We start from the raw sequence: 26,594 nt of genomic DNA on the forward strand, positions 1-26,594 counted from the left end.
CCTTCACCCCAGAAATCCCAGCCGAGACCACCACAATCCTCGACGCCCTCAGACACCACCGACCGAACCAGCGCAAGGGTAACTAAACCTGTGCAACTCAGGTCGACGTACCGGAACTCCTCACGGTCGAGGAGGTCTCGGAGATTACTCGGGTGCCGAAGTCGACGCTGGCGAATTGGGCTGCTGACGCGGATCGTGGGCGTGCAGCGTTCGGTCCTCCGCATATTCAGCTGTCGCCCCGTAAGCGTGTGTGGGCGAAGGCGGATGTGGTGGCCTGGATCGATGAGAAGCGGGGCCTGTGATGGCTTCGATTGAGAGACGTGAGCTGCCGTCGGGCAACATCTCGTGGCGTGTGAGGTGGTACGACGGCTCGGGTCGTCTGAAGACGCGCTCGTTCAAGACTCAGCGGGAGGCCCGGAAGTACCGGACGGGCGTGGAGTCTGTCGGCGCAGCGGAACGCCCTCGTGGTGCTGGCGACAGGATCACTGTGGGTGAGGCGCTGGATCTGTGGCTTGCGGTCAATGAGGAGCGCTGGACGGAGAAGACGCGGGTGGTCAATGCGTCTGCTGCGGGGCGGCTGTCTTCGATTGCGGCGGTTCGTGTGGACAGGGCTACTCCGGAGGCGGTTCGTGAGGCTGTCTCGGAGTTTAGTCCGCATGTGGCGCGACAGTCGGTGAACGCAGTGAAGGGCGCTCTGCGGCATGTGCAGGGCCTTGGGTGGGAGGTGCTGCCGTCTACGGCGAATATGGCGTCTCCTCGGCCTCCCGAGACTCGTCAGCGTGCGTTGAGCATCGATGAGGTGGAAGCGGTGGCGGATGAGATCGGCGGGCATCATGGCGAGATCGTTCGCCTTCTGGCGTATACGGGGTTGCGCGTGGGAGAGCTGGCGGGTCTTGAGGTCCGCGACTATAACCCTCATCGGGGCCGGATCAAGGTGGCGCGGGCGGTGTCGTGGCCGAAGGGTGGCGCAGTGGTCGGCAGGCCGAAGACGAAGGCCGGTGAACGGGAGGTGCCGGTGATCGGTGCAGCTCGGTCGATCATCGAGCGTCGTATCGCTGAGCGGCCCGAGGAGCACCAGCACCCGTATGCGCCGATTGTGTTGGGGGCGCGTAGTGGGAGCCGTTGGAACCCGAATAACTGGCGGCGTGACGCGGGGTGGAACCGCGCCCTAGACAGCCTGAACTTGGGCCGGGTGCGATTGCATGACCTGCGTCACACGTATGCGAGCCTCGTTCGGCGTGCGGGGGCAGACGTGTACGTGCTCCAACGGGTGCTGGGTCATCGGGAGATCGCTACGACTATCGACCGATACGGGCACCTGTACGACGACGAGGTCGATGAGCTGGGGAACGCGTTGAACCAGGCTCTCGACACCTGGCATGTCCAAAGTATGCCCAACAAGCACTGACAACCATGATCGTGTGCCGTGGAGACATGAGAAACCCCCTGGTCACCCAGGGGGTCTCGGTGGTGCCCGCGACAGGATTCGAACCTACGACCTTCTGCTCCGGAGGCAGACGCTCTATCCGCTGAGCTACGCGGGCTGGCAACTAGACAATACTAGCACTCCTGTGGGCTGTCACGCGCACCGGCCGCTGGTGAGCCGAGCCACGATGCCGCGGCGCTGTCTGTCAGCGCAACGGCATCGTGCCAGTGGGTCACTGACCCTTGATCTTGTCGCGCGCCGGGACGTACTCCCAATGCCACGGCTCGTACTTCGATCTCTTGGCCCAATCCGGGTTCTCCCAGCCGTACTCCGCGCCGTGCTTGACGAGCCAGTTGTACTGCTCGCCCGAGGCGCTGGCGGCGCCGCCGCCGAAGTCGAGGGCGACGCCCCACCCGTGCATCGAGGTGCCGGGGCGGGCGGCGAGGCCGGGCTTGCGGCCGGCGACCGACACCTGGGATTCCAGGGTCCGGTAGGAGTCGGTGATCGCCATGTCCTTGCCGGTCTCGGCCTTGAACGCGGCGTTCATCTCGGCGAAGGCGACAGCGGCATCGGCGCGCAGCTTGTGCTTGCCCACACCGACGTCGCACAGGTAGCCGTCGGGCACCTGGCCGTTGCTGTAGCTGCCGGGGGGTGCTTCGCCCGAGCAGCCGGGCAGCACGGTACGGGTGACAGAGCGGGAGGCCGCCTCTGCGTCGCGGTCCTTCGTAGCGCTCGGCGCACCGCCAGCGTAGTTCTGGGCACCGGATTCGCTGTCACCGGACTCAATGTTGGTCGAAACGGCCTCAGCGCCGACGACGCTGGTGCCGAAAGTGTCGACGGCGCTGCCGGCGGCAACCTGCTGCGGTGCGGAGGTGTTGCCGATGAGGAGCATGGCGGCGACGGCGCTGCCGGCCACCGACACGGAGGCCATGGCAGAGACGGTTGCGAGGCGGCGGCGCTTGAGCGAGCGGACGAGCGATCCATCGGAGCCGCGGAAGGCGGCGGCGTTGGCGCCGACCTTGCGGGTACGCGAAGCTGCGGGGGCGAATGCGGTGCCTGCGTCGGCACTGCGCTTCCGGCGGGTTCCCGGGATGCGGAATGCGGAGCGTTGTGTGCGGTTCGCGTTCTCCAGCTCCCGGCGTTCGCGGCGAGTCATGGCGACCGAAGAAGTCGGCTCGTGTGCCACTACTCATCTCCCAACTGCGTCTGGTCCAAGGTCGGTCATGGTGCTGGTCGCACCGGGTGGTCCGAGCCGATTGTCACGGCGCCTGGCCACATGTCACAGCACTATAACGACAAAGTCACGGCTTGTCATTTCGGCGCCATTCCGCGCGTCATGGAGATATGCATATGCCAATGCTCCACACACCTGCGACCCTCATATGCACGTGTATATCCCGTACAGATACGCAGAAAATCTTACGATGCAGTGTGCCACAGAGCTGTTACATGTAACAGAACTGTTGTCTAGCTGTGCGTCGGCAGGGATCTGTGACCGCGTTTGCGGCCGGCGGCGGCCAGGATCCCTCAGTCTGCGCGGCGCGCCCGAGGTGTGCGCTGCATGACGTCGTGGACTTCGCCGACGAGCTCCTCGATGACGTCTTCGAGGAACAGGATGCCGACGGTGCGGTGATCGTCATCGAGCACGCGACCGACGTGATGGCCCGCCTGCTGCATTGAGTCGAGTGAGTCCTCGATCTCATCGGCGGCCCGCAGCGTCACAAGCGAGCGGAACCGCTTGTCGGGGATCTCGCAGGTGTAGTCGTCCTCGGTGTCTGCGTACAGCACGTCCTTGACGTGGACGTAGCCGCTGGGCTCCCGGTCGGAGTCGAGGATGATGTAGCGGGAGAACCCGGTGCGGGCGACGAGATGCTCGATGGTGGCTGGGGTGACGTCCTCTGCCACCGTCACGACGCGGTCCATCGGCACCATGACATCGCGGATCGTCTTGTCGGAGAACTCGAGTGCGCCCTTGAGCAGCCCGGTGTCATCGCTCAGCAGGCCTTCGCGCTGGGACTCGGCGACGATCGACTGCACTTCCTCGATCGTGTAGGCGGCATTGACATCGTCACGCGGATCGATGCCGATGAGCTTGAGGGTCCGGTTGGCGAAGGCATTCATCGGCCGGATGACGAACCCGAAGATCCGCGCGAGCACGACGAGCGGCGGCGCCAGCAGCATCGCAGCCTGCTGGGAGACGGCGAGCGCGATGTTCTTGGGGATCATCTCCCCGACCACCACGTGCAGATAGGTGACCACCGACAGCGCGATGATGAAGGCGATGACTCCCGAGAGCGCCTCGGGCACTCCCAGGAAGCTCATCGGACCGACGAGCAGATGGTGGATCGCCGGTTCTGCGACATTGCCCAGCAGCAGCGAGCACACGGTGATGCCCAGCTGGCAGATCGCGAGCATGAGCGAGACGTGCTCCATGGCGAACAGCGTTGTCTGCGCGGCCTTCGACCCCTCTTCGGCTTTGGGCTCGATCTGCGAGCGCTTCGCTGAGACGATGCCGAACTCGGCCGCGACGAAGAAGGCATTGCCCAAGAGCAGCAGGACGAGCCAGATGAGTCCGAACCAGTCACTCATGACGGCCCTCCGGTGTGCGTCTCGGCAGCCGTGCTGGAGTTCTCGCCCCAGTCGACGGTGGTGTAGTCCGGGCGCAGCCGCAGGCGCTCAATGCGCCGGCCGTGCAGGCGCTCAACGGTGAGGGTGGCGTCGTCGATGCGCACTGTATCGCCGACATCGGGGATCCGGCCGAGCTCCATGAGGACGAATCCGGCGATCGTCTCGTAGTCGGGGTCTTCGGGGATCGAGATGCCGATGATGGCAGCGACCTCATCGGGGCGCAGGCGGCCGGGGATGATCCAGGAGCCGTCGCGGGCCGGCCGGACCGTGACCGAGAGCCGGTCGTGTTCGTCGACGACTTCGCCGACGAGCTCTTCGACGACGTCCTCAAGGGTCACGACACCGGCGGTGCCGCCGTATTCGTCGACGACGACCGCCATCTGGGTGCCGCGCGAGCGCAGCTCCATGAGCAGCGGGTCGAGCGCCAGGGTCTCGGGGAACTCGGCGACCTCGGTCATGAGGCCAGCGGCATAGGCGTCATGCCGGTTCGCCAGCGGCACCGCCACGGCCTGTTTGATGTGGACGACGCCTTCGATCTCATCGCGGGACTCACCGGTGACCGGGAAGCGCGAGAAGCCGGTCGAGCGGGCGAGCTCGACGATCTCAGCGGCCGTCGTCTCGCGCTTGACGGTGACCATCCGGGTGCGCGGGGTCATGACGTCTTCGGCGGTGCGTTCGGAGAAGCTCAGGGTGCGGGTGAGCAGATCAGCGGTCTGCTCATTCATCGTGCCCTCCTGGGCTGAGTGGCGCACGAGCGCGGTCAGCTCATCGGCGGAGCGCCCGGCCGAGCCCTCCTCCTGCGGTTCGATGCCCATGGCGAGCAGCGCCTTGTTCGCAGTGCCGTTGAGCACGGCGATGATGGGCCGGAAGGCGATCGAGAAGAAGTACTGCAGCGGCACGAAGGCTTTGCCGGTCTTCAGCGGTGAGGAGATCGCCATGTTCTTGGGCACCAGCTCGCCGATCACCATCGACAGCAGGGTGGAGACCACGAGCGCGACCGTGAGCGACACGCTGCCGGCAGCGCTTGCCGGCAGGCCGAGCGACTGCAGCGGCGCCCGCAGCAGCGCGCCGAGGGAGGGCTCCATGAGGTAGCCGGTGAGCAGCGTCGTGATGGTGATGCCGACCTGGGCGGCTGACAGCTGCGTCGACAGATGGGTGATGCCCTTACGCAGATACTTCGCGCCGCGGTCTCCGCGCGCGACGGCCTCGTCGACCGTGTGCTTGTCAAGGGTGAGGAGTGCGAATTCGGCGGCGACGAACACGCCGGTGCCCAGAATGAGGAGCAGGGCGAGGACGAGGAGGATCCATTCCATCAGCGACTGTCCCCTGCCGCTGGGTGACCGTGAGCGGCGCTCAGGCGCCAGGAGGAGGACTGCATCGGCTGGGCCGCACGGGCGGGAGCGCCGAGGCTCGATCTTCGGAGGTTGCTGGGGCTGCCGGCTTCACGCCGGCCGGGACTGTCACTGGCCATGGGACGCAGTTTACCGCGCCCGAGGCGGTGGTCGCCACGCGCGGCGACCCCCGCCTCGGGTGCGGAGAGAGGTCACCACGAATGGTGGACCGGCATGCCCTCCTGATAGCCGGCCGCCGACTGCACGCCGACCTGGGCGCGCTCGGCGAACTCCGCGAGATTGCGTGCGCCGGCATAGGTGCACGAAGAGCGCACACCGGAGGTGATCTCATCGAGCAGATCCTCGACGCCGGGGCGGGCCGGGTCGACGTACATCTTGCCGGAGGAGATGCCCTCTTCGAACAGGCCCTTGCGGGCGCGGTCGAACGGCGAGTCGCTCTGCGTGCGTGCGGCCACCGCGCGGGCTGAGGCCATGCCGAAGCTCTCCTTGTACTGCCGACCGTCCGGGTCGGTGAGCAGATCGCCGGGGCTTTCGAGCGTGCCGGCGAACCACGAGCCGATCATCACCTGGGAGGCGCCGGCGACGAGTGCGAGGGCGACATCGCGCGGATGCTTGACGCCGCCGTCGGCCCACACATGGGCGCCGAGCTCGCGGGCGGCGGCAGCACATTCGGCCACGGCGGAGAACTGCGGACGGCCGACGGCTGTCATCATCCGGGTCGTGCACATCGCGCCCGGGCCCACACCGACCTTGACGATCGTCGCACCGGCTTCGACGAGATCGCGGGTGCCCTCAGCCGTCACAGTGTTGCCGGCGACGATCGGCACACCGAGGTCGAGGCCGCTGATGGCGGCGAGCACATCGAGCATCTTGTCCTGGTGGCCGTGGGCGGTGTCGACGACGAGCACATCGACCCCGGCGCTCACGAGCGCCTGCGCACGGGAGGCGACATCGCCGTTGACGCCGACGGCGGCGGCGACCCGCAGGCGACCCTGGTCGTCGAGGGCCGGTGAGTAGATGGAGCAGCGCAGGATCGACTGGGCGGTCAGCGCGCCGACGAGGTTCTCCCCGTCGACGACCGGCACGAAGTCCCGGCGCTGGGAGACGAGCTCCTCGTAGACGCCGGCGAGCACCTCGCGGCTGGGATCGTCGAGGCGGGAGGCCGCGACCGGCTCCTCGACCGGCTCCATCACCCGGTGCACGGGGCTGAACTGGTCGACCCCGGTGAGCGAGGCCTGCGAGACGGTGCCGAGCACCCGGTCCTCATCGTCGACGACGACAGCGTGGCCGTGGGCGCGCTTGGGCAGCAGGTGCATCGCCGACAGCACCGTGTCGTCGACGGAGACCCGCACCGGGGTCTCATAGACGGTGTGGCGGTCCTTGATCCAGTCGATCGTGCGGGCGGCGATCGGCAGCGGCGTGTCCTGCGGCAGCACCGCCATGCCGCCGCGGCGGGCGATCGTCTCGGCCATCCGACGGCCGGAGACAGCGGTCATATTGCTCGCCACCAGAGGGATCGTGGTTCCGGTGCCGTCAGCGGTCGACAGGTCGACTTCGAAGCGCGATGCAACCGCCGAACGACGGGGAACGAGGAACACATCGGAGTAGGTCAGGTCATGAGCTGGCTTGTCAGTGAGAAAACGCATAGCCCTAGTCTCCCTGCCAGACCCGGTGAAGCGCTAATATTGTGGCAAACCGTCTAGTATCCAGATGAGGAAGAAGGCGATTCCCGCCGTGTCGGAACAGACCAGCACCTGCAGCGTCGAAGACTTCGGGTCGAATGAATGGCTCGTCGAAGAGCTGTACGAGCAGTACCAGGCGGACAAGAACTCGGTGGACAAGTCATGGTGGCCGTTCTTCGAGAAGTTCGAGAACAGCAACGGCCAGGCCGCCCCCGCTGCGAGCAGCAAGGCGGCTGCAGGTGCGAAGAAGCCGGCTGCGAAGCAGTCAGCTGAGAAGCAGAACGACACGCAGACCGCCGCGCCCGAGGCGAAGGCGAAGTCCGCTTCCACCGACCAGAAGCGTGTGGCCCCCTCAGTGACGGAGTCGGAGACGCAGAAGGCCGAGTCGAAGTCCGCGGCCGCCGCCCGCAAACGCTCGACCACCTCGGCGGCGAAGCCCGCTGCGAACGAGACCAGCGAGAACGAGATCGTCAAGCTGCGCGGACCGGCCAAGCTCATCGCCCAGAACATGGACGAGTCGCTGGAGATCCCGACCGCCACCTCGGTGCGCTCCCTGCCGGCCAAGGCGCTCATCGACAACCGCATCGTCATCAACTCCCACCTCAAGCGCACCCGCGGCGGCAAGGTGTCCTTCACCCACCTCATCGGCTACGCCGTCATCCGCGCCCTCAAGGCCAATCCGATGCAGAACGTCTACTACGACGTCCAGGACGGCAAGCCGGTGATGGTCAAGCCCGGCCACGTCAACTTCGGCCTCGCTATCGACGTGCCGAAGAAGGACGGTACCCGCTCGCTGCTCGTGCCCAATGTCAAGAAGGCCGAGACCCTGACGTTCAAGGAGTTCGTCGACGCCTACGACAGCCTCGTCGAGCGCGCCCGCGACGGCAAGCTCACCGCTGACGACTTCGCCGGCACCACCGTCTCGCTCACGAACCCCGGCGGCATCGGCACCGTGCACTCGGTGCCGCGGCTGACGAAGAACCAGGGCTGCATCATCGGCGTCGGTGCGCTCACCTACCCGGCCGAGTACCAGGGCGCCAGCCAGGAGACCATCAACCGCCTGGCGATCTCGAAGATCGTGACCCTGACTTCGACCTACGACCACCGCGTCATCCAGGGCGCCGGCTCCGGTGAGTTCCTCCGCGATGTCCACGAGTACCTGCTGGGCAAGGACGGATTCTACGATGACGTCTTCGCCTCGCTGCGCCTGCCGTACGAGCCGGTGCGCTGGGTGCCCGATGTCGACACCGGCGATCAGGACGATGTCAACAAGACCGCCCGCGTCATCGAGCTCATCGATGCCTACCGCAACCGCGGCCACCTCATGGCCAATACGGACCCGCTCGTCTACCGCCAGCGCTCCCACCCGGACCTCGACATCAACCAGCACGGCCTGACGCTGTGGGATCTGGAGCGCTCGTTCCCGACCGGCGGCTTCGGCGGCAAGCCGATCATGCCGTTGCGCGACATCCTCGGGCTGCTGCGCGACTCGTACTGCCGCACCACCGGCATCGAGTACATGTACATCTCCGATCCGGCCCAGCGCCGCTGGTTCCAGGAGCGCCTGGAGGTTCCGCACAAGGAGCTCACCCGCGCCGAGCAGGGTCACATCCTCGGCCGTCTGAATGCGGCTGAGGCCTTCGAGACCTTCCTGCAGACGAAGTACATCGGCCAGAAGCGCTTCTCGCTCGAAGGTGGCGAATCGGCGATCGTGCTGCTCGACGAGGTGCTCAACCAGGCAGCCGATGTCGGGATGGACGAGGTCACCATCGGCATGGCCCACCGCGGCCGCCTGAACGTGCTCGCCAACATCGCCGGCAAGAGCTACACGCAGATCTTCCGCGAGTTCGACGGCACGATGGCACCGGACAGCTTCCAGGGCTCCGGCGACGTCAAGTACCACCTCGGCGCCGAAGGCTCCTTCACCTCGCCGTCGGGCAACTCGACGAAGGTCCAGGTCGCTGCCAACCCGAGCCACCTGGAGACCGTCAACCCGGTGCTCGAAGGCATCACCCGCGCCAAGCAGGACGTCATCGACCAGGGCGAGGGCGGCTTCACCGTGCTGCCGGTCCTCGTCCACGGCGATGCGGCGTTCGCCGGACAGGGTGTGGTTGCTGAGACCCTGCACCTGTCGGAGCTGCGCGGCTACCGCACCGGCGGCACCATCCACGTCGTCATCAACAACCAGGTCGGCTTCACCACGCCGCCGGCCTCGGCCCGCTCCTCGTACTACTGCACCGACGTCGCCAAGACGATCAGCGCTCCGGTGCTGCACGTCAACGGCGATGACCCGGAGGCCGTCTACCGGGCCGCGCAGCTGGCCTTCGCCTACCGCCAGGAGTTCAACCGCGATGTCGTCATCGACCTCGTGTGCTACCGCCGCCGCGGCCACAACGAGGGCGACGATCCGTCGATGACCCAGCCGGTGATGTACTCGCTCATCGAGAAGAAGGGTTCGGTGCGCAAGCTCTACACCGAATCGCTCGTCGGCCGCGGCTGCATCACCGAGGACGAGGCGAAGGAAGCCCTCAAGGACTACCAGTCCAAGCTCGAGACCGCCTTCGCTGAGACCAAGGATGCGGAGAAGGACAGCTCGGAGAAGGACACCACCTTCACCAAGGACCGCCGCCCTGACGATCTGGAGACCGACAACGGCGTGGAGACCGCGGTCTCGGCTTATGTCATCGAGCGCATCGGCGCCGCCCATGTCGAGGTGCCGGCGAACTTCGATGTGCACAAGAAGCTCAAGAGCCTGCTGGAAAAGCGGCTGGAGATGTCGCGCTCGGGCGGCATCGACTGGGGCTTCGCCGAGCTGCTGGCCTTCGGTTCGCTGCTCATGGAGGGTGTGCCGGTGCGACTGGCCGGCCAGGACTCCCGCCGCGGCACCTTCACCCAGCGCCACTCCGTCATCATCGACCACCTCAACAGCAATGAGTGGACGCCGCTGTCGAACCTCAGCGACGACCAGGCGAAGTTCTGGGTCTACGACTCACTGCTGAGCGAGTACGCGGCGATGGGCTTCGAGTACGGCTACTCCGTTGAGCGCAAGGACGCCCTCGTGTGCTGGGAGGCGCAGTTCGGCGACTTCGCGCAGGGCGCACAGTCGGTCATCGACGAGTACATCTCCTCCTCGGAGCAGAAGTGGGCGCAGACCGGCGGCATCGTGCTGCTGCTTCCCCACGGCTTCGAGGGCCAGGGACCGGACCACTCCTCTGCCCGCATCGAGCGCTACCTGCAGCTGTGCGCAGAGAACAACATGACGGTCGCGATGCCCTCGAACGGCGCCTCGTACTTCCACCTGCTGCGCCGCCACGCGCACTCGGCGAACAAGCGTCCGCTCGTCGTCTTCACCCCAAAGTCGATGTTGCGTCTCAAGGCCGCTGCGACCGAGGTCGAGGACTTCACCTCCGGCCGGTTCGAGCCGGTCATCGCCGATACCTCGGTGGATGCGAAGAAGGTCGACCGTGTCGTCCTCGTCTCCGGCAAGCTGTACTGGGATCTCGTCGCCAAGCGTGCGAAGGCCGGCGATGAGACCACCGCGATCGTGCGCGTCGAGCAGCTCTACCCGCTCGACGCCGATGCGATCGCCGGGGTGCTCGGCCAGTACGGCGATGCCGAGCTCGTCTGGGCGCAGGAGGAGCCGGAGAACCAGGGTGCCTGGCCGTTCATGGCCGTCAACCTGGTGCCGGAGCTCGGACGCGACATCCGCGTCGTCGCCCGCGCCGCCTCGGCCTCCCCGGCCACCGGCCTCAAGCTCATCCACGATGCTGAGCAGGCGGAGCTCATCGAACGCGTCTTCAAGCGCTGAAGCGTGAGTTCACCGAAGTCCACCGCTATCGTTGTGGCCGGCAGCGAACTCGCTGCCGGCCACGGCGATGGGCGCGGTCTCGGATGGGTCGGCCGTGTTGCCGTGCGCACGCACCCTGCCCTGCCGAGCGCCCGCTTCTACACTCTTGCGGCACCTGATGAGACCTCGGCTGATCTGCACGAACGGTGCATCAGCGAAGCGATGCGGCGGTTCTCCTCGGAGACGGACAACCGGCTCGTCATCGCGCCGGGCATCGCCGATATCGAGGCCGGCCTCTCGACCGCCCGCTCGCGGCTGAACCTGGCGAACATCCTCGATGCGGCGCTGGCCGCTGAGGTCTCGACCTTCGTCATCGGCCCGCCGCCGGCGATCGGCGAGCTGGCGAACCGCTCGATCGCCGAGCTCAATGCCGGTTTCGCGGATGTCGCCCACCGCCGAGGTGTGCCGTACGTCGACACCTTCACTCCCCTGCGCGGCCACGCCGTGTGGCAGCGGGAGATCGCCTCATCCTCGACCGGCCTGCCGAGCCAGGAGGGCTACGGACTGCTGGCCTGGCTCATCATCCACCGCGGCTGGTTCGACTGGCTCGGCGTGCCCGACGTCCTCGCCGGCCGCTGAGGAGCAGCGGTTGACCCTATCGAAGTGTGACTCTGCCGCTTAGACTGCAAGGAGCAGGCGAATGCCATGCATTTGGAGCAGCAGAGGAGACGCTGACATGTCAGATATCGGAAGCCTCGTACTGGAAATCCATACCAAGCTCTTCCACGAGCACGACACGTCCGTGCTCGAATCCCACTTCGCCGACGGTTTCATCGAACACTCGCCGTTGGTCGCCGGAGACCGGAGCGGTCTGAAGGCGCTCGTTGACGAAGCGGGAGACGGGCTGAAATACACGAACGTTCGTGTCATCGAAGACGGGGACTTGGTCGCTCTGCACGGGAAGTTCGAAGGCCTGGACGAGCACGACCTCGTCGGTTTCGACATCTACCGAGTCGAGAACGGCAAGCTCGCAGAGCACTGGGACAATCTCGTACCGGCCGCGCCCCCGAACGAGTCCGGGCATACCCAGTTGGACGGGCCAACCGATGTCGACTCGAACGCAGACACCGAAGCCAACCGCGCGCTGGTCACGGAGTTCTTCAAGAAGACGCTCATCGGCGGAGACTACCAGGGCTTCGAAGAGTACAGCCGTGACGGTAAGTTCACACAGCACAGTCCAGACATCGGAGACGGCATCCCCGCTGTCATCGATTTTCTGGAGAAGCTACGAGACTCCGGTGAAGGGCTGGTCTACGACCGAATCCACCGGACTGTAGCACAAGGCGATTTCGTTCTGACTCACTCTGAAGGCAGCATTGCTGGAGCTCGGCATTCGTATTGTGAGCTCTGGCGTGTCGAGGATGGAGCTATCGCCGAACTATGGGATGCGATCTCCGAAGTTCCCGCCGACGAAGACGCGGTTCACGACCACGGCGTGTTCTGACCTGACTTCCACAACTGTAGTTACCCTGGCGGTGTGATTGCGACGCGGATGTGAGCGACGTCTTCGCTGACTGGGTCGGCGGCAGCGACGGTATGGCCGACCGCTGCGGAGTCGACAGCACCGAAGTCCGAAACACCTTGGCCGGGATTGAGGAACTCCCGCGCTTCGTCCATCATCACAGCCAGTTCCGCTTCAGTTCGAGCCAAACCACTATGCTTAACGATCTTGTACTGCCCGCCAGACTTGTCCACAATCTGCACAAGCGTGACTCCCGGTCTTCCAGGAACACGACGGACAGACGGGCTCATAACCCCATTCCAGACACCCATGTAGTTACCCAAGAGCGAACCGCACAACACGCTGACCAGCGCAAACAGTTCCAGAAACGAAGAAAACCCCAAAAATTGTGGAAGTCAGGTCTGATTTGTTCTTGGTCACATAGACGGCCCCTGACAGAAGCTCTCTGTCAGGGGCCGATTCGCTGCTCGCCAGGAGTTGCCTCGCGAGTTGCTAGGTTTACGCTCCCTCGTCTCCAACCCAGTACAGACGCTTGTTAACGAACTCGTCCATACCCACTGGGCCTAACTCTCGTCCATAACCGGAGCGTTTCACGCCGCCAAACGGAATCCCCTCACCCTCAGCAGCGTGAGTGTTCACCTTTGACATTCCGACCTCCAGCTGGGATCCGACTTTCTCAGCCCGCTCGCGATCCTTGGAGAACACGGAGCCGCCAAGGCCAAACTGCGAATCGTTCGCAAGCTCAATCGCCTCTTCATCGCTGGACACCTTGTAGACAACAGCAACCGGCCCGAAGAGCTCTTCATAGTAGACATCGGAACCGCGCGGGATATCGGTAACTACGGCCGGGCTGATATACGCGCCTTCATCGGCTAGCTCTCCACCAACGCGAATCTTGGCACCAGCCTTCTTGACGCGGTCAAGCTGATCGGCGAGCCGCTCTGCAGCGCTGCGGGAGGACAACGGCTGATAGATCGTTTCATCCTCGGTGTCGTAATCACCGGGCTTCATCTTGGAAGCGAGTGACTCGAGCTCTGCCACGAACTCGTCGTACACATCCTCCATCACGATGAGTCGCTTGTTCGAGTCGCAAGCTTGGCCAGTGTTGTACATGCGTGTCGCCCACGCATTTGCAGCTGCGGACTTGACATCGTCCGTATCGAGGATGATGTACGGATCGGAACCACCGAGTTCGAGCACTGCCTTCTTCAGCGCCTTGCCAGCCTGCTGAGCAATGATTGCTCCGGCTCGCTCCGATCCGGTCAGGGATACGCCAGCCACTCGCGGATCAGCGATGACGGTCGAGATCTGATCGTGAGTCGCGTAGATGGTCTGGTAGACGCCCTTCGGCACGCCAGCTTCATCCATGATCGACTGGATCGCTCCAGCCGACTTAGGACAGATCTCAGCATGCTTCAGGAGGATGGTGTTACCGAGCACAAGGTTCGGCGCAGCGAACCTTGCCACCTGGTAGTAAGGGAAGTTCCAGGGCATGATGCCGAGAATGGCACCGATAGGACGGCGTTCAAGCACCGCCTTGGCACCGTCGACTTCAAGGTCAAGGTCCTTAGTGAGCTTCTCTCCGTTGTCTGCGTAGTAAGCAAAGATCGCTGAGCAGAACTCGGCTTCTTCTATCCCTTCGGCCTTACGCTTGCCCATCTCGGTACCGATGATGTCTGCAAGCTCATCTTTCCTCTCCTCGAAGAGCGCAGCGACCTTCGAAACAATCGCTGCTCGCTCGCTCATGGGCCGCCCAGCCCAATCACTATAGGAACTCTGTGCTGCCGACAGCGCATCCTCAATCTGTTCGTCTGTCGCAGTGCCGAAATCCTCAAGAATGTCACCAGTAGCGGGGTTCTGTACACGGTAGCTGTCACTCATCGCGCCCTCCTAGGTTTGAGATGGTGTGGTGCTTTCAGCCTAGTCTCGCCGTGTCGGCACTTCTAGACTTCTCAGGGCATTCACGATCTCTGCTGACTGGTCCTGGCCGACCCACGGCGGAACCAGTAAGGCGCCCCTCGACTTGTATCCCAATGAAACCCTCAGAGCTCTATGCACTTTGCGAAACTCCACGCGACGAATCGAGTAGAAGCTTCCTGTCCACATCGCAGGACAGAGGGCAACTCAAATAGCCACCAATCCGTGCGAGGACCGGCCTGCCAACCCGCCTAGCAAGGCCCCACACACCCCATCCTGCAGCCTGGACTGTTTTGCCCCGCTGGCACGGGTGTGGAAAAATAGACTGGATTCAAAAGAAGGAGTGAACCGAGATGGCAAGCAAGCGCGCTCGCAAGCGTAAGGATCGCAAGAAGCGTGGGGCCAACCACGGCAAGCGTCCCAACACCTGATCTATTCAGACATTGACGAAGGCGGGGCGGAGATATGATCTCCGCCCCGCCTTTCCCATGCCGTCTCTCAGCCGAACGTGCGGCGCACGTAGGTGCGGCGCTCGACGACGATCCGCGCCCGGATCCGCTCGGCGAGCCCAGCCGGGGCCTGCTCATGGCAGCAGGAGCGGCGCACGAGCTCTTTGAGCATTGCTTCGACGGTGTAGTCGTCCTGGCACTGCGGGCAGTGCTCCAGGTGATCTTTGATGACGTCGATCTCATCGCGGGTCAGCTCACCGTCGAGGTAGTTGTAGATCCGCATGAGCCGATGCTGGCGGTCCTGTTCCTGGCAGCAGTCATCGCTGCGGGCCGGCTGTTCGCTCATGAGGTCACCTCCTCGGTGGTCTTCTTCTCCGCCTCGGCAACGCCGAAGCCGCGTTCGCGCGCATAGTCGGAGAGCATCTCGCGCAGCTGGCGCCGGCCGCGGTGCAGACGCGACATCACGGTGCCGATCGGCGAATCCATGATCTCGGCGATCTCCTTGTACGGCAGGCCTTCGACATCGGCGTAGTACACGACCATCCGGAAGTCATCAGGCAGCTTCGACAGCGCCTCCTTGACATCGGAATCCGGCAGGTGGTCGAGAGCCTCGAGCTCTGCCGAACGGCCCTCGGACGAGGTGTGGCTGGCGGCGCGTGCGATCTGCCAGTCCTCGATGCCCTCACCGCTGGACTCCTGCGGCTGGCGCTGCTTCTTCCGATAGTAGTTGATGAAGGTGTTCGTCAGGATCCGGTACAGCCAGGCCTTGAGGTTGGTGCCCTTCCGGTACTGGTGGAAGGCCGCATAGGCCTTGACATAGGTCTCCTGGACGAGGTCTTCAGCGTCGGCCGGATTGCGCGTCATCCGCAGCGCGGCGGCATAGAGCTGGTTGACGTATTCGAGCGCATCGCGTTCGAAGCGCGCATGCTGCTCTTCCGGAGTCTCCACAGCCTCAGCGGATGCAGTGGACTCGCTTTCCACGTGTGAGGGCCCGGGCGCGTCTGGTGCAAGAGGTTTCGTCATCACCGTCCATGGTACGCGCTTCGTCGACTGCGCCTCTATCACTGGCATAGCGTCAGCCCCTTCCTGCCGGTCCATTCACGACGTCCGGACTCTGCCGACGCCGCCGCATGAGCGTCGATTCCTTAGCCACCGCGTGCCGGTGGGTTCTTCACCTCAGACAACACTCCGGCAGCCGCGTTCATTCCGACGCTCGGTCTCCCATAGGCGCATCGGCTGTGCGGCAGCAGAAATGTCTGGGGGCTGGAGACTGGATTCTGCCGAGTTCGAACGGTGATACAGTGAAACCTGTCCAAGGCGCTGAATTCCGATCATCGGGAATTCGCCTCGGCTCATCCGGTTTCGTCTGCGGATCTCAAATCGGTGTGCTGATGTACATTTCGGCAGCTGGGGCTTCGCGCGGCCTGCCAATAGACGATTCGGTTGGTTTATCTCAGTTCCCCTTCTCACGCATGATCGCCGCTGTGCGATCCGTTCCGCATGCACCGCTCCGCCGCGCTTGTCTCCGCCGGCCCTGAGACCGGCAGCGACGAACCGCTGACACCGGACTCCGGCAGCAGCATGCGCATGTTCATCTCTCCAGCAGAGCGCATCCGGGCTGATCTCCGCCTGCTGTGCACTCGTCACAGATTTACATGTTCGATCACCCGAGCATGGGGCACACGGTCATGAAGATGGCCATCTCAACACAAAGGAAAAGCAATGGCTACAGGCAACGTCAAATGGTTCAACGCCGAAAAGGGATTCGGCTTCATCGAGCCGTCCGATGGTTCAGCTGATGTGTTCGCACACTTCAGCGCCATCGAGGGCACCGGCTATCGCAGCCTCGAAGAGAACCAGACGGTGGAGTACACCGCAGAGAGCACCCCGAAGGGCCTGCAGGCCACCTCGGTGCGCGTCATCTGAGACTTCTGCACTGAGCGGGGCCGCAGTCAGCACGACTGCGGCCCCGCTCAGGCGATTCATCGCCCGGCGCCCCACGCAGCAGTGCTGCGAACTTCGACTATGCTGGTGGCAGGCTCGACTCACCGACGTCAATCGGAAGGAAACCACCGTGTCCCTGGTTCGTCTCATCGCCCGCCCCATGCTCGCCTCGGCATACATCGCCAACGGCATCAGCCGGATCAAGCACCCCCAGGCCGCCGCCGATTCCATCACCCCGGTCATCAACGCTGTGCGCAAGCAGGTGGACATCCCGGTCGACCCTGAGCTGGCCGCGCGTGCGACCGGTGTCGCCCAGGTCGCTGCCGGTTCGATGCTCGCGATCGGCAAGTTCCCGCGCCTGGCCTCCACGGTGCTCGTGGGCACCTACCTCATCGACGTCATCGGCGAGCAGCTGCTCACGCCCAAGGAGGAGCGTTCGCAGACCTCGCTGCTGACGAAGACCTCGATGCTCGGCGGCGCACTGCTCGCCAGCGTCGACACCGCCGGCAAGCCGGGTCTGGCCTGGCGCGTGCAGCACGCTGCCGACGATCTGTGGAAGAACGTCGAGAAGACCTCTGCCAAGGCGATGGACGCCGTCAACCTCAGCTGAGCTCTATGACCCAGCCCACCACGTCACTGTGGCCCGCACCGCGTGCAACCGCGCCGGTGCGGGCCACAGTCACTGTTCCAGGTTCGAAATCGCTGACCAACCGCTACATCGCACTGGCAGCGGTCGCGTCCGAACCGTCGACGATCATGAATCCGCTCATCAGCCGTGACACCGAGCTCATGCTCGCAGCGATCACCGCCCTCGGCGCCGCGGTCGACCGCTCCACCCCGGGCCAGGTGACGATCACCCCGCTGCCGGCCACTGCCTCGGGCACGAAGCCGGCCACTGCCTCGGGCACGGACGCAGCGGCCGTCGACTGCGGACTGGCCGGCACCGTCATGCGCTTCATCCCGCCGCTGGCCGCCGCAACGGGACGGAAAGTGCGCATCGACGGCGATACGCAGGCCTATGCGCGGCCGATGGACACGATGATCACCGCGCTGCGCGGCCTCGGCGTCGACATCACCCCTGGAGCTGCCTCCCTGCCCTTCGAGCTGCACTCCCCCGGCGGTGTGCGCGGCGGACGCGTCGAGATCGATGCCTCGGCCTCCAGCCAGTTCATCTCCGGGCTGCTGCTGGCCGGCTGCCTCTTCGCAGACGGCCTCACCCTCGTGCACACCGGCGAGAGCGTGCCCTCGCGCCCGCACATCGACATGACCGTGGAGACGATGCGCCGCGCCGGGATCGAGGTGCAGGCCACCGGCGATGACACGTGGACGGTCGCACCCGGCCGGCCGCACGGCTTCACCGTCACCGTCGAACCGGACCTGTCGAATGCCGCCACCTTCCTCGCTGCGGCGATCGTCACCGGCGGGCAGGTGTGCGTGCCCCACTGGCCGGCGCAGACCACGCAGGGCGGCGATGCCTTCCGGCAGCTGGCCGCTGACTTCGGCGCCCGCGTCGCGCTCGCTGACGGCACCCTGTGCATCACCGGGCTCGAGTCGGTGGCCGCGATCGATGCCGATCTTTCCGCTGTCGGCGAGCTCACCCCGGTGACCGCGGCCGTGGCCGCCTGCGCTGCCGGTAAGAGCCGGCTGCACGGCATCGGGCATCTGCGCGGGCACGAGACCGACCGGCTCGCTGCCCTGTCTGCTGAGCTCACGAAGCTCGGGGCACGCGTGACCGAGCATGCCGATGCGCTCACCATCCACTCCCCGGTGACGCACGGGGCGGCGTTCGAGACCTACCACGACCACCGCATGGTGATGGCCGCTGCCGTGCTCGGACTGTGCATCGACGCTGTCGAGGTCATCGATGTCGGCACAGTGGCCAAGACGATGCCGGAGTTCACACAGCTGTGGGCAGGCATGCTGGCAGGCGAGCGCTGAGCATGGGCAGACGCTACGACAACTTCACCGAAGACGACTACCGGCCGCGGCCCAACCGCAGGGGCTCGCGTCCGCGCACCAAGGAGCGTCCTGACTACTCCGATGCGCCCACGGCGATGGTGACCGCCGTCGACCGCGGCCGCTACCGGGTGGTGCTGCACGGCGCTGACGGCAGCGCACCGGTCGGCGGGCCGGTCGTGACCTGTGTGCGCTCCTCGCGGCTGCGTCGCCGCTCGATCGTCCCCGGTGACCGGGTCAGGGTGGTCGGCGATACCTCGGGCGCGGAGGGCACGATGGCCCGCATCGTCGAGATCCTGCCGCGGAAGACGCTGCTGCGCCGCAGCGCCGATGACACCGATCCGACCGAACGAGTGCTCGTAGCCAATGCCGATCAGCTCGTCATCGTCACCGCTGCAGCGGATCCCGAGCCATCCTGGGGGCTCATCGACCGCGCGCTCGTGGCGGCCTTCGACGCCGGGATGGATCCGCTCATCGCCGTCACGAAGCTCGACCTGGCACCCATCGACGCGATCTGCGACTACTACGCCGATGCCGATGTCACCGTCGTGCCCTGCGGCTTCGATACCGCAGGCCGGCCGCAGGTCGCGCAGCTGCTGCCGCAGCTCACCGGCCGACTCTCAGTGCTCGTCGGGCATTCGGGGGTCGGCAAGTCGACGCTCATGAACGAGATCATCCCGGAGGCTGACCGGGCGACCGGCGATGTCAACGCCGTCACCGGACGCGGCCGGCACACCTCGTCCTCGGCGCTGTGCCTGCCGCTGCCGAGCTCCGGCTGGCTCATCGACACTCCGGGCGTGCGCAGCTTCGGGCTCGCCCACGTCGACACCGACAGTGTGCTCTCGGCCTTCGATGAGCTCGTCGAGGCAACCGCCGACTGCCCGCGCGGATGCACGCATATGGCAGACGCCCCGGACTGCGCGCTCGATGCGTGGGTTGCCGCGGGCCGGGCCGGTGAGGCCGGCGCCCAGCGGCTGGCCTCGCTGCGCCGGCTGCTGAGCGGACTGCAGCAGCCAGCGTACTGAGGGCCGGCTGCGGGCCGGCTGTGGGCCCTGCTGCAGGCTGGCTGCGCTGTTCATATGACGGCCGGGCAGCGGCGGCCGCCGGGCGCACCGCTACAGTGTCACCATGGACGAACGCGTCACCACTGACGATCTCGCGCTGGCGCTGGAGCTGGCCGATGCGGCTGATGCCATCAGCCTCCCCCGCTTCCGCGCGCATGACTTCCATGTCTCGACGAAACCGGATCTGACCCCGGTCACCGACGCCGATCGGGCTGTCGAGCAGATGCTGCGCACTGCGATCGCCGAGCAGCGCCCGGCGGACTCCTTCTACGGTGAGGAGTTCGGCAGCAGCGGCACGGCTGCCCGCCGCTGGATCGTCGACCCCATCGACGGGACGAAGAACTTCGTGCGCGGGGTGCCCGTCTATGCGACGCTCATCGCACTCTATGAAGGTGAGCAGCCGCTCATCGGCGTCGTCAGTGCTCCGGCGCTGGGGATGCGCTGGTATGCCGCGGCTGATGCCGGCGCGCATCGGCAGCTGGCCGCAGGCCTCGGCGGCAGCGGTGAGCCGGAGGGGATCGAGGTCTCAACGGTGAGCGAGCTCGCTGATGCGTCGCTGTCGTATTCTTCGCTCACCGGCTGGGCCGACCACCGCGACCGGGACAGGTTCATCGCGCTGACCGATGCGGTGTGGCGCACCCGCGCCTATGGGGACTTCTGGTCGTACATGATGGTCGCCGAAGGCACCGTCGACGCCGCCTGCGAACCGGAGCTCGAACTCTACGATATGGCCGCCCTCGTGCCGATCGTCACGGAAGCCGGCGGCGCTTTCACTGATCTCGACGGCCAGCCGGGGCCCTTCGGCGCCAACGGCCTGGCCACCAACGGACGACTGCATGCGGAGGTACTCACCTATGTCTGATCCCATCTCATCGGGCCAGCCCAGCGCTGCCCACCCGGACCTGCTCGCTGCCCCCACCTGGCACCAGATGGCGCAGTCGACCGGCCTCGTCAACACCGACGGGTCCATCCGCGAGACGATCTTCGGACAGATGACCGCGCTGGCCGCCCGCCACGATGCGGTCAACCTCGGGCAGGGATCGCCCGGCGATCCGACCCCCGATTTCCTCGTCGACGCCGCGACCGAGGCGATGGGCGCAGGCATCAACCAGTACGCTCCCGGCCAGGGCCACCAGGTGCTCATCGATGCGGTGGCTGAGCAGCGTCGCCGCTGCTACGGCCAGGCGGTCTCCGCCGCCGAGGTGCTCGTCACCATCGGTGCGACCGAAGGCCTGACAGCCGCGATCGTCGCGCTCGTCCCCCGCGGCGGCGAGGTCGTCGTGTTCGAACCGTTCTACGACTCCTATGCCGCAGCTACGGTGCTCGCGGGTGCACAGCTGCGCACCGTCGGGCTCGTCGAGGACGGTGCCGGTGGCTTCACCCCGGACTGGGAGGCCTTCGAGCGCACCATCGGCCCGCAGACCTCGGCGATCATCGTGAACACGCCGCACAACCCGACCGGCATGGTCTTCACCGAGGAGATGCTCACCCGCATCTATGAGGCGGCCGTCCGGCACGATGCGTGGGTTCTGACCGATGAGGTCTACGAGTACCTCGTCTTCGGTGAGCACAGGCATGCGGCGCTGGCGAGCATCGTCGATGATCCGGCCCGGGTCGTGTCGATCTCCTCGGCGGGCAAGAGTTTCAACATCACCGGCTGGAAGATCGGCTGGACGATCGCCGCGCCGGAGGTCCGTGAGGCGATCCAGGCGGTGAAGCAGTACTTCTGCTTCACCGGTGGTTCTCCGCTGCAGCCGGCGGTGGCACAGGCGCTCAACGCCCACGAGGACTTCGCCCAGGCCACGGCACGCAGCCTGGAGGCACGGTCGAAGATCCTCGTGCCGGCTTTCGAGGAGCTGCCCGGGGTGCGGGTCTCACAGCCGCAGGGCGGCTACTTCACACTCGTCGACTTCGCCGGCACCACGGATGAGGATGCCTATGCCCTCAACGAGCGTCTGACCCGCGACTATGGCTTTACCGGCATCCCGGGCCCCGCAATGTGCGCTGCCGGCACCCCGATCAGCGAGGCCTTCGCCCAGACCATCCGCTATTCCTTCTGCAAGGGCATGGACGACACCGCCGAGGCGGCCGAACGGGTGCGCGCGGCCGCGGCGGCTCTCCGCTGACGGCCACGGCGACCTTCAGGTGAAGTCGGCAACGCCCCGGTTACGCAGGTGTTAACAACATCACCCTCATAGATTTGGCTGCGCATGAGGTCTGCCGTATAGTTGAATGTGCGCCGCGGGGTGGAGCAGCTAGGTAGCTCGCCGGGCTCATAACCCGGAGGTCGGAGGTTCGAATCCTCCCCCCGCCACCAAAAAGGCCGCTGATCAGCAGTTTCGCTGGTCAGCGGCCTTTCTCATGTCCACTGTACGCACAATCGGACTAATGCGGGTCAATGCTCAAAAAGGGCTGCGGTGATGGTGCACATGAGGGCATCGCTTCGCTGGACCAGGGCGTGTGGAGCTGAGCAGCAGGCACGCCGCGCACACATGATCCCACGGACGTCAGGTTCCCACCTCCTGATGCCCTCATCTCCCCCATACGCCGAGGCGGCGGTCACCGCAGTGGTGACCGCCGCCTCGGGCGCGGAGCAGGCTGGCTCAGTTGCCGCCGCCGGTGTCCTCGGCACCTTCGGTGGCAGCATCGCCGGGATCGGTCTCCCGGTCAGCCGGATTCGTCTCGTTCTCAGCCTTCATGGCCTCGTCGAGCGCATCGCGCAGACGCTGCTGTGCCTCGCCATAAGCGGCGAAGTCGCCGTCCTTGAGCGCCTTGTCAGCGTCCTCCATCGCGCGGGCCGCCTTGTCGAGGGCGTTGGCGAGGGCCTCGCCGGCGGTCTCACCGGAGTCGGTGCCACCGGTGGCGCCCTCCTCCTCGTCCGTGGGCTCCTGGCCGGCGTCGCCGGCCTGGGCACCGGAGTCACCGCCGAACACCTGGTCGAGGGCCGCGTCGAGTGTCGGCGCAAATCCGATCTGCTCGCCGAAGGCCACGAGCACCCGCTGCAGCACCGGATACGAGGTCTCACCAGCTGAGCGAACGTAGACCGGCTGGATGTACAGCAGGCCGCCGGCCACCGGCAGGGTCAGCAGGTTGCCGTTCTGCACCTGCGACTCACCCTGGCGCAGCAGGTTGAGGCTCGACTGGATCTCCGGCTCGGTGTTGAAGTTGTTCTGCGCCTGGCCCGGTCCCGGGAAGGTCGTGTTGCGCGGCAGCTGCAGCAGCCGCAGACGGCCGTAGTCCTCGCTCTTGGTGCCGGCCTCCTCACCCGCATCGGCATTGGCTGCCAGGAAGCCGGTGAGGTTGTTTCGAGTCTGTCCCTGCGCCTGGCGTGGGATGAACGACGAGGTCAGCGAGAACGCCGACTTCTCCTGGCCGGGCATCTTGAGCGTCAGGTAGAACGGCGGCTGCAGGAGGTTGCGCTCCTGATTGACCGTCGGATCCGTCGGCAGCGTCCAGAAGTCCTGGCCGGTGTAGAAGGAGTTCGCGTCATCGACGTGGTAGCGGGTCAGCAGCGAACGCTGGACCTTGAACAGATCCTCCGGGTAGCGCACGTGCGCCATGAGCTCAGCGCTCATATCCTTCGTGGAGTTGAACAGGTCCGGGAAGATCTTCATCCAGGTCTGCAGGACCGGATCGTCGTCCTCCCAGGCATACAGGTCGACCTCACCGTCATAAGCATCGACGGTGACCTTGACGGAGTTGCGGATGTAGTTCACCTGCTGCGGCGGCAGCGCCTGCTGGCTGTTGCTGCGCTCGGTGTTCGAGTCCTGCGTGGCGTCCTGCAGCACCTGCGGAGTCGAGTACGGGTAGTTGGGGCTCGTCGTATAGGCGTCGACGATCCACTTGATGCGCCCGTCGATGACCGCCGGGTACGGATCGCCGTCGACTTCGAGGAAGGGCGCGACCCGCTTGATGCGCTCACGCGGAGTGCGCTCATACAGGATCTGCGACTTCGCATTGACCGCATCGGAGAGCACGATCTGCTCATCCTGGAACTTCACGGCGTAGACCAGCCGGTTGAAGAGGTTTCCGACGCTCGGGCCGCCCTCACCAGAGAAGGTGTTGTAGACCTGCGCCTCACCATCCTCACCATCGGCCGGGTAGTCGATCTCGCGCGGATCCGATCCCTCGGGGCCGCCGACGATCGAGTACACCGGTGAGCGCTCACCGAAGTAGATCCGCGGCTCGTACTCCCCCAGCTCACCGGTCGGCGGGATGTTGGCCTCAAGGAACGACGGCTGGCCGTCATTGCCCTGGCGGTTGCCGTAGGCGGCCACGATGCCGAACCCGTGGGTGTAGACGACAGCCTGGTTGAGCCATGAGGAGTCCGCCTGCGAGTCCGGATTGAGCTCACGCAGCGCGATGACGGTGTCCTGCATCTCGTCATCGATGCGGTAGCGGTCGACGTCGAGCTGCTCGGGGAAGCTGTAGAACGGCCGCTGCTGCTGCAGCTGGCGGAACGTATCGGAGACGAGGTTCGGGTCGAGCAGACGCACCGAGGCAGCAGTCTCGGCATCCGCGCGCAGCGCACCGGATTCGCCTTCGGTGGTCGGCGAGTACGGGATGACATCGACGTCTTCGATGTCGTAGGCATACCGGGTGGCGTCGAGGTTGCGCTGGATGAACTCGCGCTCCAGCGACTGCTCCGAGGGCGAGACCTGGAACTGCTGCACGGCTGTCGGCAGGCCGATGACGGACACCGCGCCGAGCACGAGCAGCATGATGACCGAGACGATCGAGAGCTTCCACATGCTGCGGAAGGCATTGGCGATGAACAGCGCGGCCACGACGAGGGCGGCCAGCGCGATGATGAGCATCGCCGGGAGTGTGATGTTGCTCGTCGTGTAGGTCGCACCGGTGACGATGCCGCCGGTGTTGGTCAGCGATTCGAAGCGCAGCACGAACAGCCGGCCGGCCTGCATGAGGATGAGGATGCCGGCGGTGACGGCGATCTGCACCTGGGCGGCCCGGCTCATATCCAGTCCGCGCTGCTCACCCGGACGCAGTCCGCCGAACAGGTAGTGAGCCACGAGCGAGCCGATGAAGGCCAGCAGCGCCACCATGCCGAGGTAGTCGACGGCCATGCGCAGGACCGGCAGCTGGAAGACGAAGAACGACACGTCCATGCCGAACTCGGGGTCGTCGATGCCGAAGGGCGTGGAGTGCAGGAACATCTGCACCTCCTGCCAGGAGGCTGACAGCGCGATGCCGCCGAGCACACCGACGACGAGCGAGGCGACGATCGTCACAACCGCCCGCAGCGGCTCGATGGCCTCACGGTAGCGGTCGAGGTTCTCCTGCTGCGGCGTCGTCGGGGCGTAGACCGGGCGCTTGCTGTGCGCGAGGCTCAGGCACAGCCACAGCGGTCCGGACATGACGAGCACACCGATGAGGAACAGCACGATCTTCGTGATCCATTCGGTGGTGAAGACCTGCAGGAAGCCCAGCTGGTCGAACCAGAGGATGTCGGTGTAGAGCTGCGCGAACACGACGAACAGGCCCAGCACCACGGCCACGCCGATGAGCGTGAGGAGCAGCGGCGAAACCTTCGTCGAACGCCCCTGCGACCCGCCGCTGCGGGCAGGCTTGCGGGGTTGACCGGCCGAAAACGTCACTCGTTCCCTTTCGTCGAAGCGATATCAGTGTGCGCCCTGGGAGGCATCGCACTGAGGAAGGCTGTCGGTGTTGCCGGCGGCGATGTCCTTGACCGCCGTGTGGGCATCGGACAGCGTATCGATGCGCACGACATGAAGATCGGTGGAGGCGGCGGCGTCGAGCACCTCCGCGCAGTTGTCCCGCGGGGATAGGAAGTACTCGGCTCCCGCGTCCGAGGCGGCACTCACCTTCTGCCGGGCCCCGCCGATCGGCGTGACGGTGCCATCGGCCTCGATGGCACCGGTGCCGGCGATCGGGACGCCGCCGGTGAGGTTGCCGGGGGTGAGCTCATCGATGATCGTGAGCGCGAAGACCATGCCGGCGGACGGGCCGCCGATGTCCTCGACGTTGAAGGTGACGTCGAACGGGAAGTCGAAGCTCTGCTGCATCGAGATGCCGATCATCTTCTTCCCGTGCACCGGCGTCGGCTCCAGTTCGACGCTCATCTCCTCCTCACCGCGGAGGAGGCCGAGCTCGACGGTGCCGTCCGCTTCCGTCACCGCAGCTGCGACAGCGCTCGCGGCCTCGGGGTCGCCGGCGACGTCGGTGCAGTCGATCGAGAGGATCTCATCACCTGGCTCGACGTGACCATCGGCTGGGGAGTCGGCCACCACCTCGGCGACGGTGGTGACAGAGGAGTAGTCGATGCCCAGCTCGCCGAGCGCTGCGGCGGTCGCGGTGTCCTGCGAGGAGGCCATCTGCGCGGTGTTCTCGCCGGAGACGTCCTCCCGCGTGGTGGTCAGCGGGTAGAAGGTCTCGTTCGGCACGACTGTCTGGGTGCGGCTGATGACCGAGCGCAGCGCCTCGGAGGCGTAGACCTTCTTGCCCGGCCCGCCGGCGACGGCGACGGTGAGCATGTCGAGCTGGCCGTCGGCCTCATAGGTCTCGGTGCCGCTGATCGTGATGAGATCTTTACCGTCGACCGGTTCGAGGGTGTTGACGACCGGTCCGGGCATCTGCAGCAGATAGGGCACGGGGACGAGCGCGCAGACGAGCACGAGGCTGTAGGTGAGGATCCCGGAGAGCACTCCGCCGGCGCGTGCACGCGGCTTCTTCGCGTTCTCACCGGCCGTTCCCGAGGCGGTGGCAGGGCTGGTCTGCGCGGCGCCGGAACTGGGCTGAGACTGGCTGCCGTGAGCCGGCTCAGGATCCTGTGCCGAACCGGCACCGACGGTGTTCGTCACGTGGTTCAACCCTTTCGACACGCACCAG

The 26,594-nt window shown here is 65.6% G+C and carries 21 protein-coding genes, 2 tRNA genes and 1 pseudogene; 13 read left to right on the forward strand and 11 right to left on the reverse strand.

Annotated features, from left to right (window positions below; genetic code table 11):
- Positions 1–128: 128 nt before the first annotated feature.
- Positions 129–302, forward strand: a pseudogene (locus ACFFN1_RS12405) (helix-turn-helix transcriptional regulator); the annotation flags it as partial.
- Positions 302–1,408: a tyrosine-type recombinase/integrase gene (locus ACFFN1_RS12410; RefSeq protein ID WP_376841095.1), complete on the forward strand. Its 1,107-nt coding sequence runs from the start codon at positions 302–304 to the stop codon at positions 1,406–1,408. The pseudogene ACFFN1_RS12405 and the gene ACFFN1_RS12410, both read left to right, overlap by 1 nt.
- Before the next feature lie 60 nt (positions 1,409–1,468).
- On the opposite strand, the gene ACFFN1_RS12415 is transcribed toward ACFFN1_RS12410, so the two are convergent.
- From ACFFN1_RS12415 to guaB1, 5 genes are all read right to left on the reverse strand, one after another.
- Positions 1,469–1,544 (reverse strand) — tRNA-Arg (locus ACFFN1_RS12415).
- 114 nt (positions 1,545–1,658) lie between these two features.
- On the reverse strand, positions 1,659–2,582 hold the full coding sequence (locus ACFFN1_RS12420) for a M15 family metallopeptidase (protein ID WP_376841096.1): 924 nt from the start codon (positions 2,580–2,582) through the stop codon (positions 1,659–1,661).
- Between the two features lie 371 nt (positions 2,583–2,953).
- Positions 2,954–4,015 (reverse strand): hemolysin family protein, encoded by a 1,062-nt coding sequence (locus tag ACFFN1_RS12425; protein WP_376841097.1) that lies wholly within the window; start codon positions 4,013–4,015, stop codon positions 2,954–2,956.
- Positions 4,012–5,367 carry a hemolysin family protein gene (locus ACFFN1_RS12430; RefSeq protein ID WP_376841098.1) on the reverse strand — a complete coding sequence of 452 codons (1,356 nt, stop codon included), beginning with the start codon at positions 5,365–5,367 and terminating at the stop codon, positions 4,012–4,014. The genes ACFFN1_RS12425 and ACFFN1_RS12430 overlap by 4 nt, the downstream gene beginning before the upstream one ends.
- Positions 5,368–5,597: 230 nt before the next feature.
- On the reverse strand, positions 5,598–7,052 hold the full coding sequence (gene guaB1, locus ACFFN1_RS12435) for a GMP reductase (protein ID WP_376841099.1): 1,455 nt from the start codon (positions 7,050–7,052) through the stop codon (positions 5,598–5,600).
- Positions 7,053–7,140: 88 nt separating this feature from the next.
- On the opposite strand from guaB1, the gene ACFFN1_RS12440 reads away from it, so the two are divergent.
- From ACFFN1_RS12440 to ACFFN1_RS12450, 3 genes are all read left to right on the forward strand, one after another.
- On the forward strand, positions 7,141–10,896 hold the full coding sequence (locus ACFFN1_RS12440) for a multifunctional oxoglutarate decarboxylase/oxoglutarate dehydrogenase thiamine pyrophosphate-binding subunit/dihydrolipoyllysine-residue succinyltransferase subunit (protein ID WP_376841101.1): 3,756 nt from the start codon (positions 7,141–7,143) through the stop codon (positions 10,894–10,896).
- 3 nt (positions 10,897–10,899) lie between these two features.
- Entirely contained in the window at positions 10,900–11,514 is a 615-nt protein-coding gene (locus tag ACFFN1_RS12445; RefSeq protein ID WP_376841102.1) for a GDSL-type esterase/lipase family protein, read from the forward strand.
- Between the two features lie 97 nt (positions 11,515–11,611).
- Positions 11,612–12,379 carry a nuclear transport factor 2 family protein gene (locus tag ACFFN1_RS12450; RefSeq protein ID WP_376841103.1) on the forward strand — a complete coding sequence of 256 codons (768 nt, stop codon included), beginning with the start codon at positions 11,612–11,614 and terminating at the stop codon, positions 12,377–12,379.
- 20 nt (positions 12,380–12,399) lie between these two features.
- On the opposite strand, the gene ACFFN1_RS12455 is transcribed toward ACFFN1_RS12450, so the two are convergent.
- Both ACFFN1_RS12455 and ACFFN1_RS12460 read right to left on the reverse strand, forming a co-directional pair.
- On the reverse strand, positions 12,400–12,639 hold the full coding sequence (locus ACFFN1_RS12455) for a hypothetical protein (protein WP_376841104.1): 240 nt from the start codon (positions 12,637–12,639) through the stop codon (positions 12,400–12,402).
- A 256-nt stretch (positions 12,640–12,895) separates the two neighbouring features.
- Positions 12,896–14,278 carry an NAD-dependent succinate-semialdehyde dehydrogenase gene (locus tag ACFFN1_RS12460; RefSeq protein WP_376841105.1) on the reverse strand — a complete coding sequence of 461 codons (1,383 nt, stop codon included), beginning with the start codon at positions 14,276–14,278 and terminating at the stop codon, positions 12,896–12,898.
- A gap of 389 nt (positions 14,279–14,667) precedes the next feature.
- On the opposite strand from ACFFN1_RS12460, the gene ACFFN1_RS12465 reads away from it, so the two are divergent.
- A complete protein-coding gene (locus ACFFN1_RS12465) occupies positions 14,668–14,745 on the forward strand; it encodes a 50S ribosomal protein bL37 (RefSeq protein WP_375544706.1) in 78 nt (25 codons plus the stop codon).
- A gap of 67 nt (positions 14,746–14,812) precedes the next feature.
- Here the strand turns inward: ACFFN1_RS12465 and rsrA are convergent, their stop codons facing one another.
- Together rsrA and ACFFN1_RS12475 are read right to left on the reverse strand one after the other, a co-directional pair.
- Positions 14,813–15,109: a mycothiol system anti-sigma-R factor gene (rsrA, locus tag ACFFN1_RS12470; protein WP_376841106.1), complete on the reverse strand. Its 297-nt coding sequence runs from the start codon at positions 15,107–15,109 to the stop codon at positions 14,813–14,815.
- Positions 15,106–15,786, reverse strand: a complete 681-nt coding sequence (locus ACFFN1_RS12475) for a sigma-70 family RNA polymerase sigma factor (RefSeq protein ID WP_376841107.1) — start codon at positions 15,784–15,786, stop codon at positions 15,106–15,108. The genes rsrA and ACFFN1_RS12475 overlap by 4 nt, the downstream gene beginning before the upstream one ends.
- 699 nt (positions 15,787–16,485) lie before the next feature.
- Between ACFFN1_RS12475 and ACFFN1_RS12480 the strand changes: the two genes are divergently transcribed.
- The 7 genes from ACFFN1_RS12480 (at position 16,486) to ACFFN1_RS12510 (ending at position 22,044) form a co-directional block, all read left to right on the forward strand.
- A complete protein-coding gene (locus ACFFN1_RS12480; RefSeq protein WP_376841108.1) occupies positions 16,486–16,689 on the forward strand; it encodes a cold-shock protein in 204 nt (67 codons plus the stop codon).
- Positions 16,690–16,837: 148 nt separating this feature from the next.
- Positions 16,838–17,317, forward strand: coding sequence for a DoxX family protein (locus ACFFN1_RS12485; RefSeq protein ID WP_376841109.1), 480 nt, complete (start codon positions 16,838–16,840; stop codon positions 17,315–17,317).
- Positions 17,318–17,322: 5 nt separating this feature from the next.
- Positions 17,323–18,645 (forward strand): 3-phosphoshikimate 1-carboxyvinyltransferase, encoded by a 1,323-nt coding sequence (aroA, locus tag ACFFN1_RS12490; protein WP_376841110.1) that lies wholly within the window; start codon positions 17,323–17,325, stop codon positions 18,643–18,645.
- 2 nt (positions 18,646–18,647) lie between these two features.
- Positions 18,648–19,688, forward strand: coding sequence for a ribosome small subunit-dependent GTPase A (gene rsgA, locus ACFFN1_RS12495; RefSeq protein ID WP_376841111.1), 1,041 nt, complete (start codon positions 18,648–18,650; stop codon positions 19,686–19,688).
- Between the two features lie 103 nt (positions 19,689–19,791).
- Positions 19,792–20,589 carry a histidinol-phosphatase gene (hisN, locus tag ACFFN1_RS12500; protein ID WP_376841112.1) on the forward strand — a complete coding sequence of 266 codons (798 nt, stop codon included), beginning with the start codon at positions 19,792–19,794 and terminating at the stop codon, positions 20,587–20,589.
- Positions 20,582–21,853, forward strand: a complete 1,272-nt coding sequence (locus tag ACFFN1_RS12505) for an aminotransferase class I/II-fold pyridoxal phosphate-dependent enzyme (protein ID WP_376841113.1) — start codon at positions 20,582–20,584, stop codon at positions 21,851–21,853. The genes hisN and ACFFN1_RS12505 overlap by 8 nt, the downstream gene beginning before the upstream one ends.
- A gap of 114 nt (positions 21,854–21,967) precedes the next feature.
- Positions 21,968–22,044: transfer RNA gene (locus tag ACFFN1_RS12510), tRNA-Met, on the forward strand.
- Between the two features lie 286 nt (positions 22,045–22,330).
- Here ACFFN1_RS12510 and ACFFN1_RS12515 read toward each other — a convergent pair.
- Both ACFFN1_RS12515 and ACFFN1_RS12520 read right to left on the reverse strand, forming a co-directional pair.
- Positions 22,331–25,342: a UPF0182 family membrane protein gene (locus ACFFN1_RS12515; RefSeq protein ID WP_376841114.1), complete on the reverse strand. Its 3,012-nt coding sequence runs from the start codon at positions 25,340–25,342 to the stop codon at positions 22,331–22,333.
- 24 nt (positions 25,343–25,366) lie between these two features.
- Entirely contained in the window at positions 25,367–26,566 is a 1,200-nt protein-coding gene (locus tag ACFFN1_RS12520; RefSeq protein ID WP_376841115.1) for a YlbL family protein, read from the reverse strand.
- Positions 26,567–26,594 lie beyond the last annotated feature (28 nt).

Source organism: Brevibacterium otitidis, from assembly GCF_042429315.1.
Taxonomy (GTDB): domain Bacteria; phylum Actinomycetota; class Actinomycetes; order Actinomycetales; family Brevibacteriaceae; genus Brevibacterium; species Brevibacterium otitidis.

Bases quoted from the DNA above. Each gene is read 5' to 3' on its own strand.
- guaB1 (WP_376841099.1), bottom strand. From the start codon at position 7,052: ATGCGTTTTCTCACTGACAAGCCAGCTCATGACCTGACCTACTCCGAT.
- rsgA (WP_376841111.1), top strand. From the start codon at position 18,648: ATGGGCAGACGCTACGACAACTTCACCGAAGACGACTACCGGCCGCGG.
- hisN (WP_376841112.1), top strand. From the start codon at position 19,792: ATGGACGAACGCGTCACCACTGACGATCTCGCGCTGGCGCTGGAGCTG.
- ACFFN1_RS12460 (WP_376841105.1), bottom strand. From the start codon at position 14,278: ATGAGTGACAGCTACCGTGTACAGAACCCCGCTACTGGTGACATTCTT.
- ACFFN1_RS12475 (WP_376841107.1), bottom strand. From the start codon at position 15,786: ATGACGAAACCTCTTGCACCAGACGCGCCCGGGCCCTCACACGTGGAA.
- ACFFN1_RS12430 (WP_376841098.1), bottom strand. From the start codon at position 5,367: ATGGAATGGATCCTCCTCGTCCTCGCCCTGCTCCTCATTCTGGGCACC.
- ACFFN1_RS12410 (WP_376841095.1), top strand. From the start codon at position 302: ATGGCTTCGATTGAGAGACGTGAGCTGCCGTCGGGCAACATCTCGTGG.
- ACFFN1_RS12420 (WP_376841096.1), bottom strand. From the start codon at position 2,582: ATGACTCGCCGCGAACGCCGGGAGCTGGAGAACGCGAACCGCACACAA.
- aroA (WP_376841110.1), top strand. From the start codon at position 17,323: ATGACCCAGCCCACCACGTCACTGTGGCCCGCACCGCGTGCAACCGCG.
- ACFFN1_RS12425 (WP_376841097.1), bottom strand. From the start codon at position 4,015: ATGAGTGACTGGTTCGGACTCATCTGGCTCGTCCTGCTGCTCTTGGGC.
- ACFFN1_RS12450 (WP_376841103.1), top strand. From the start codon at position 11,612: ATGTCAGATATCGGAAGCCTCGTACTGGAAATCCATACCAAGCTCTTC.
- ACFFN1_RS12480 (WP_376841108.1), top strand. From the start codon at position 16,486: ATGGCTACAGGCAACGTCAAATGGTTCAACGCCGAAAAGGGATTCGGC.
- ACFFN1_RS12505 (WP_376841113.1), top strand. From the start codon at position 20,582: ATGTCTGATCCCATCTCATCGGGCCAGCCCAGCGCTGCCCACCCGGAC.
- ACFFN1_RS12465 (WP_375544706.1), top strand. From the start codon at position 14,668: ATGGCAAGCAAGCGCGCTCGCAAGCGTAAGGATCGCAAGAAGCGTGGG.
- rsrA (WP_376841106.1), bottom strand. From the start codon at position 15,109: ATGAGCGAACAGCCGGCCCGCAGCGATGACTGCTGCCAGGAACAGGAC.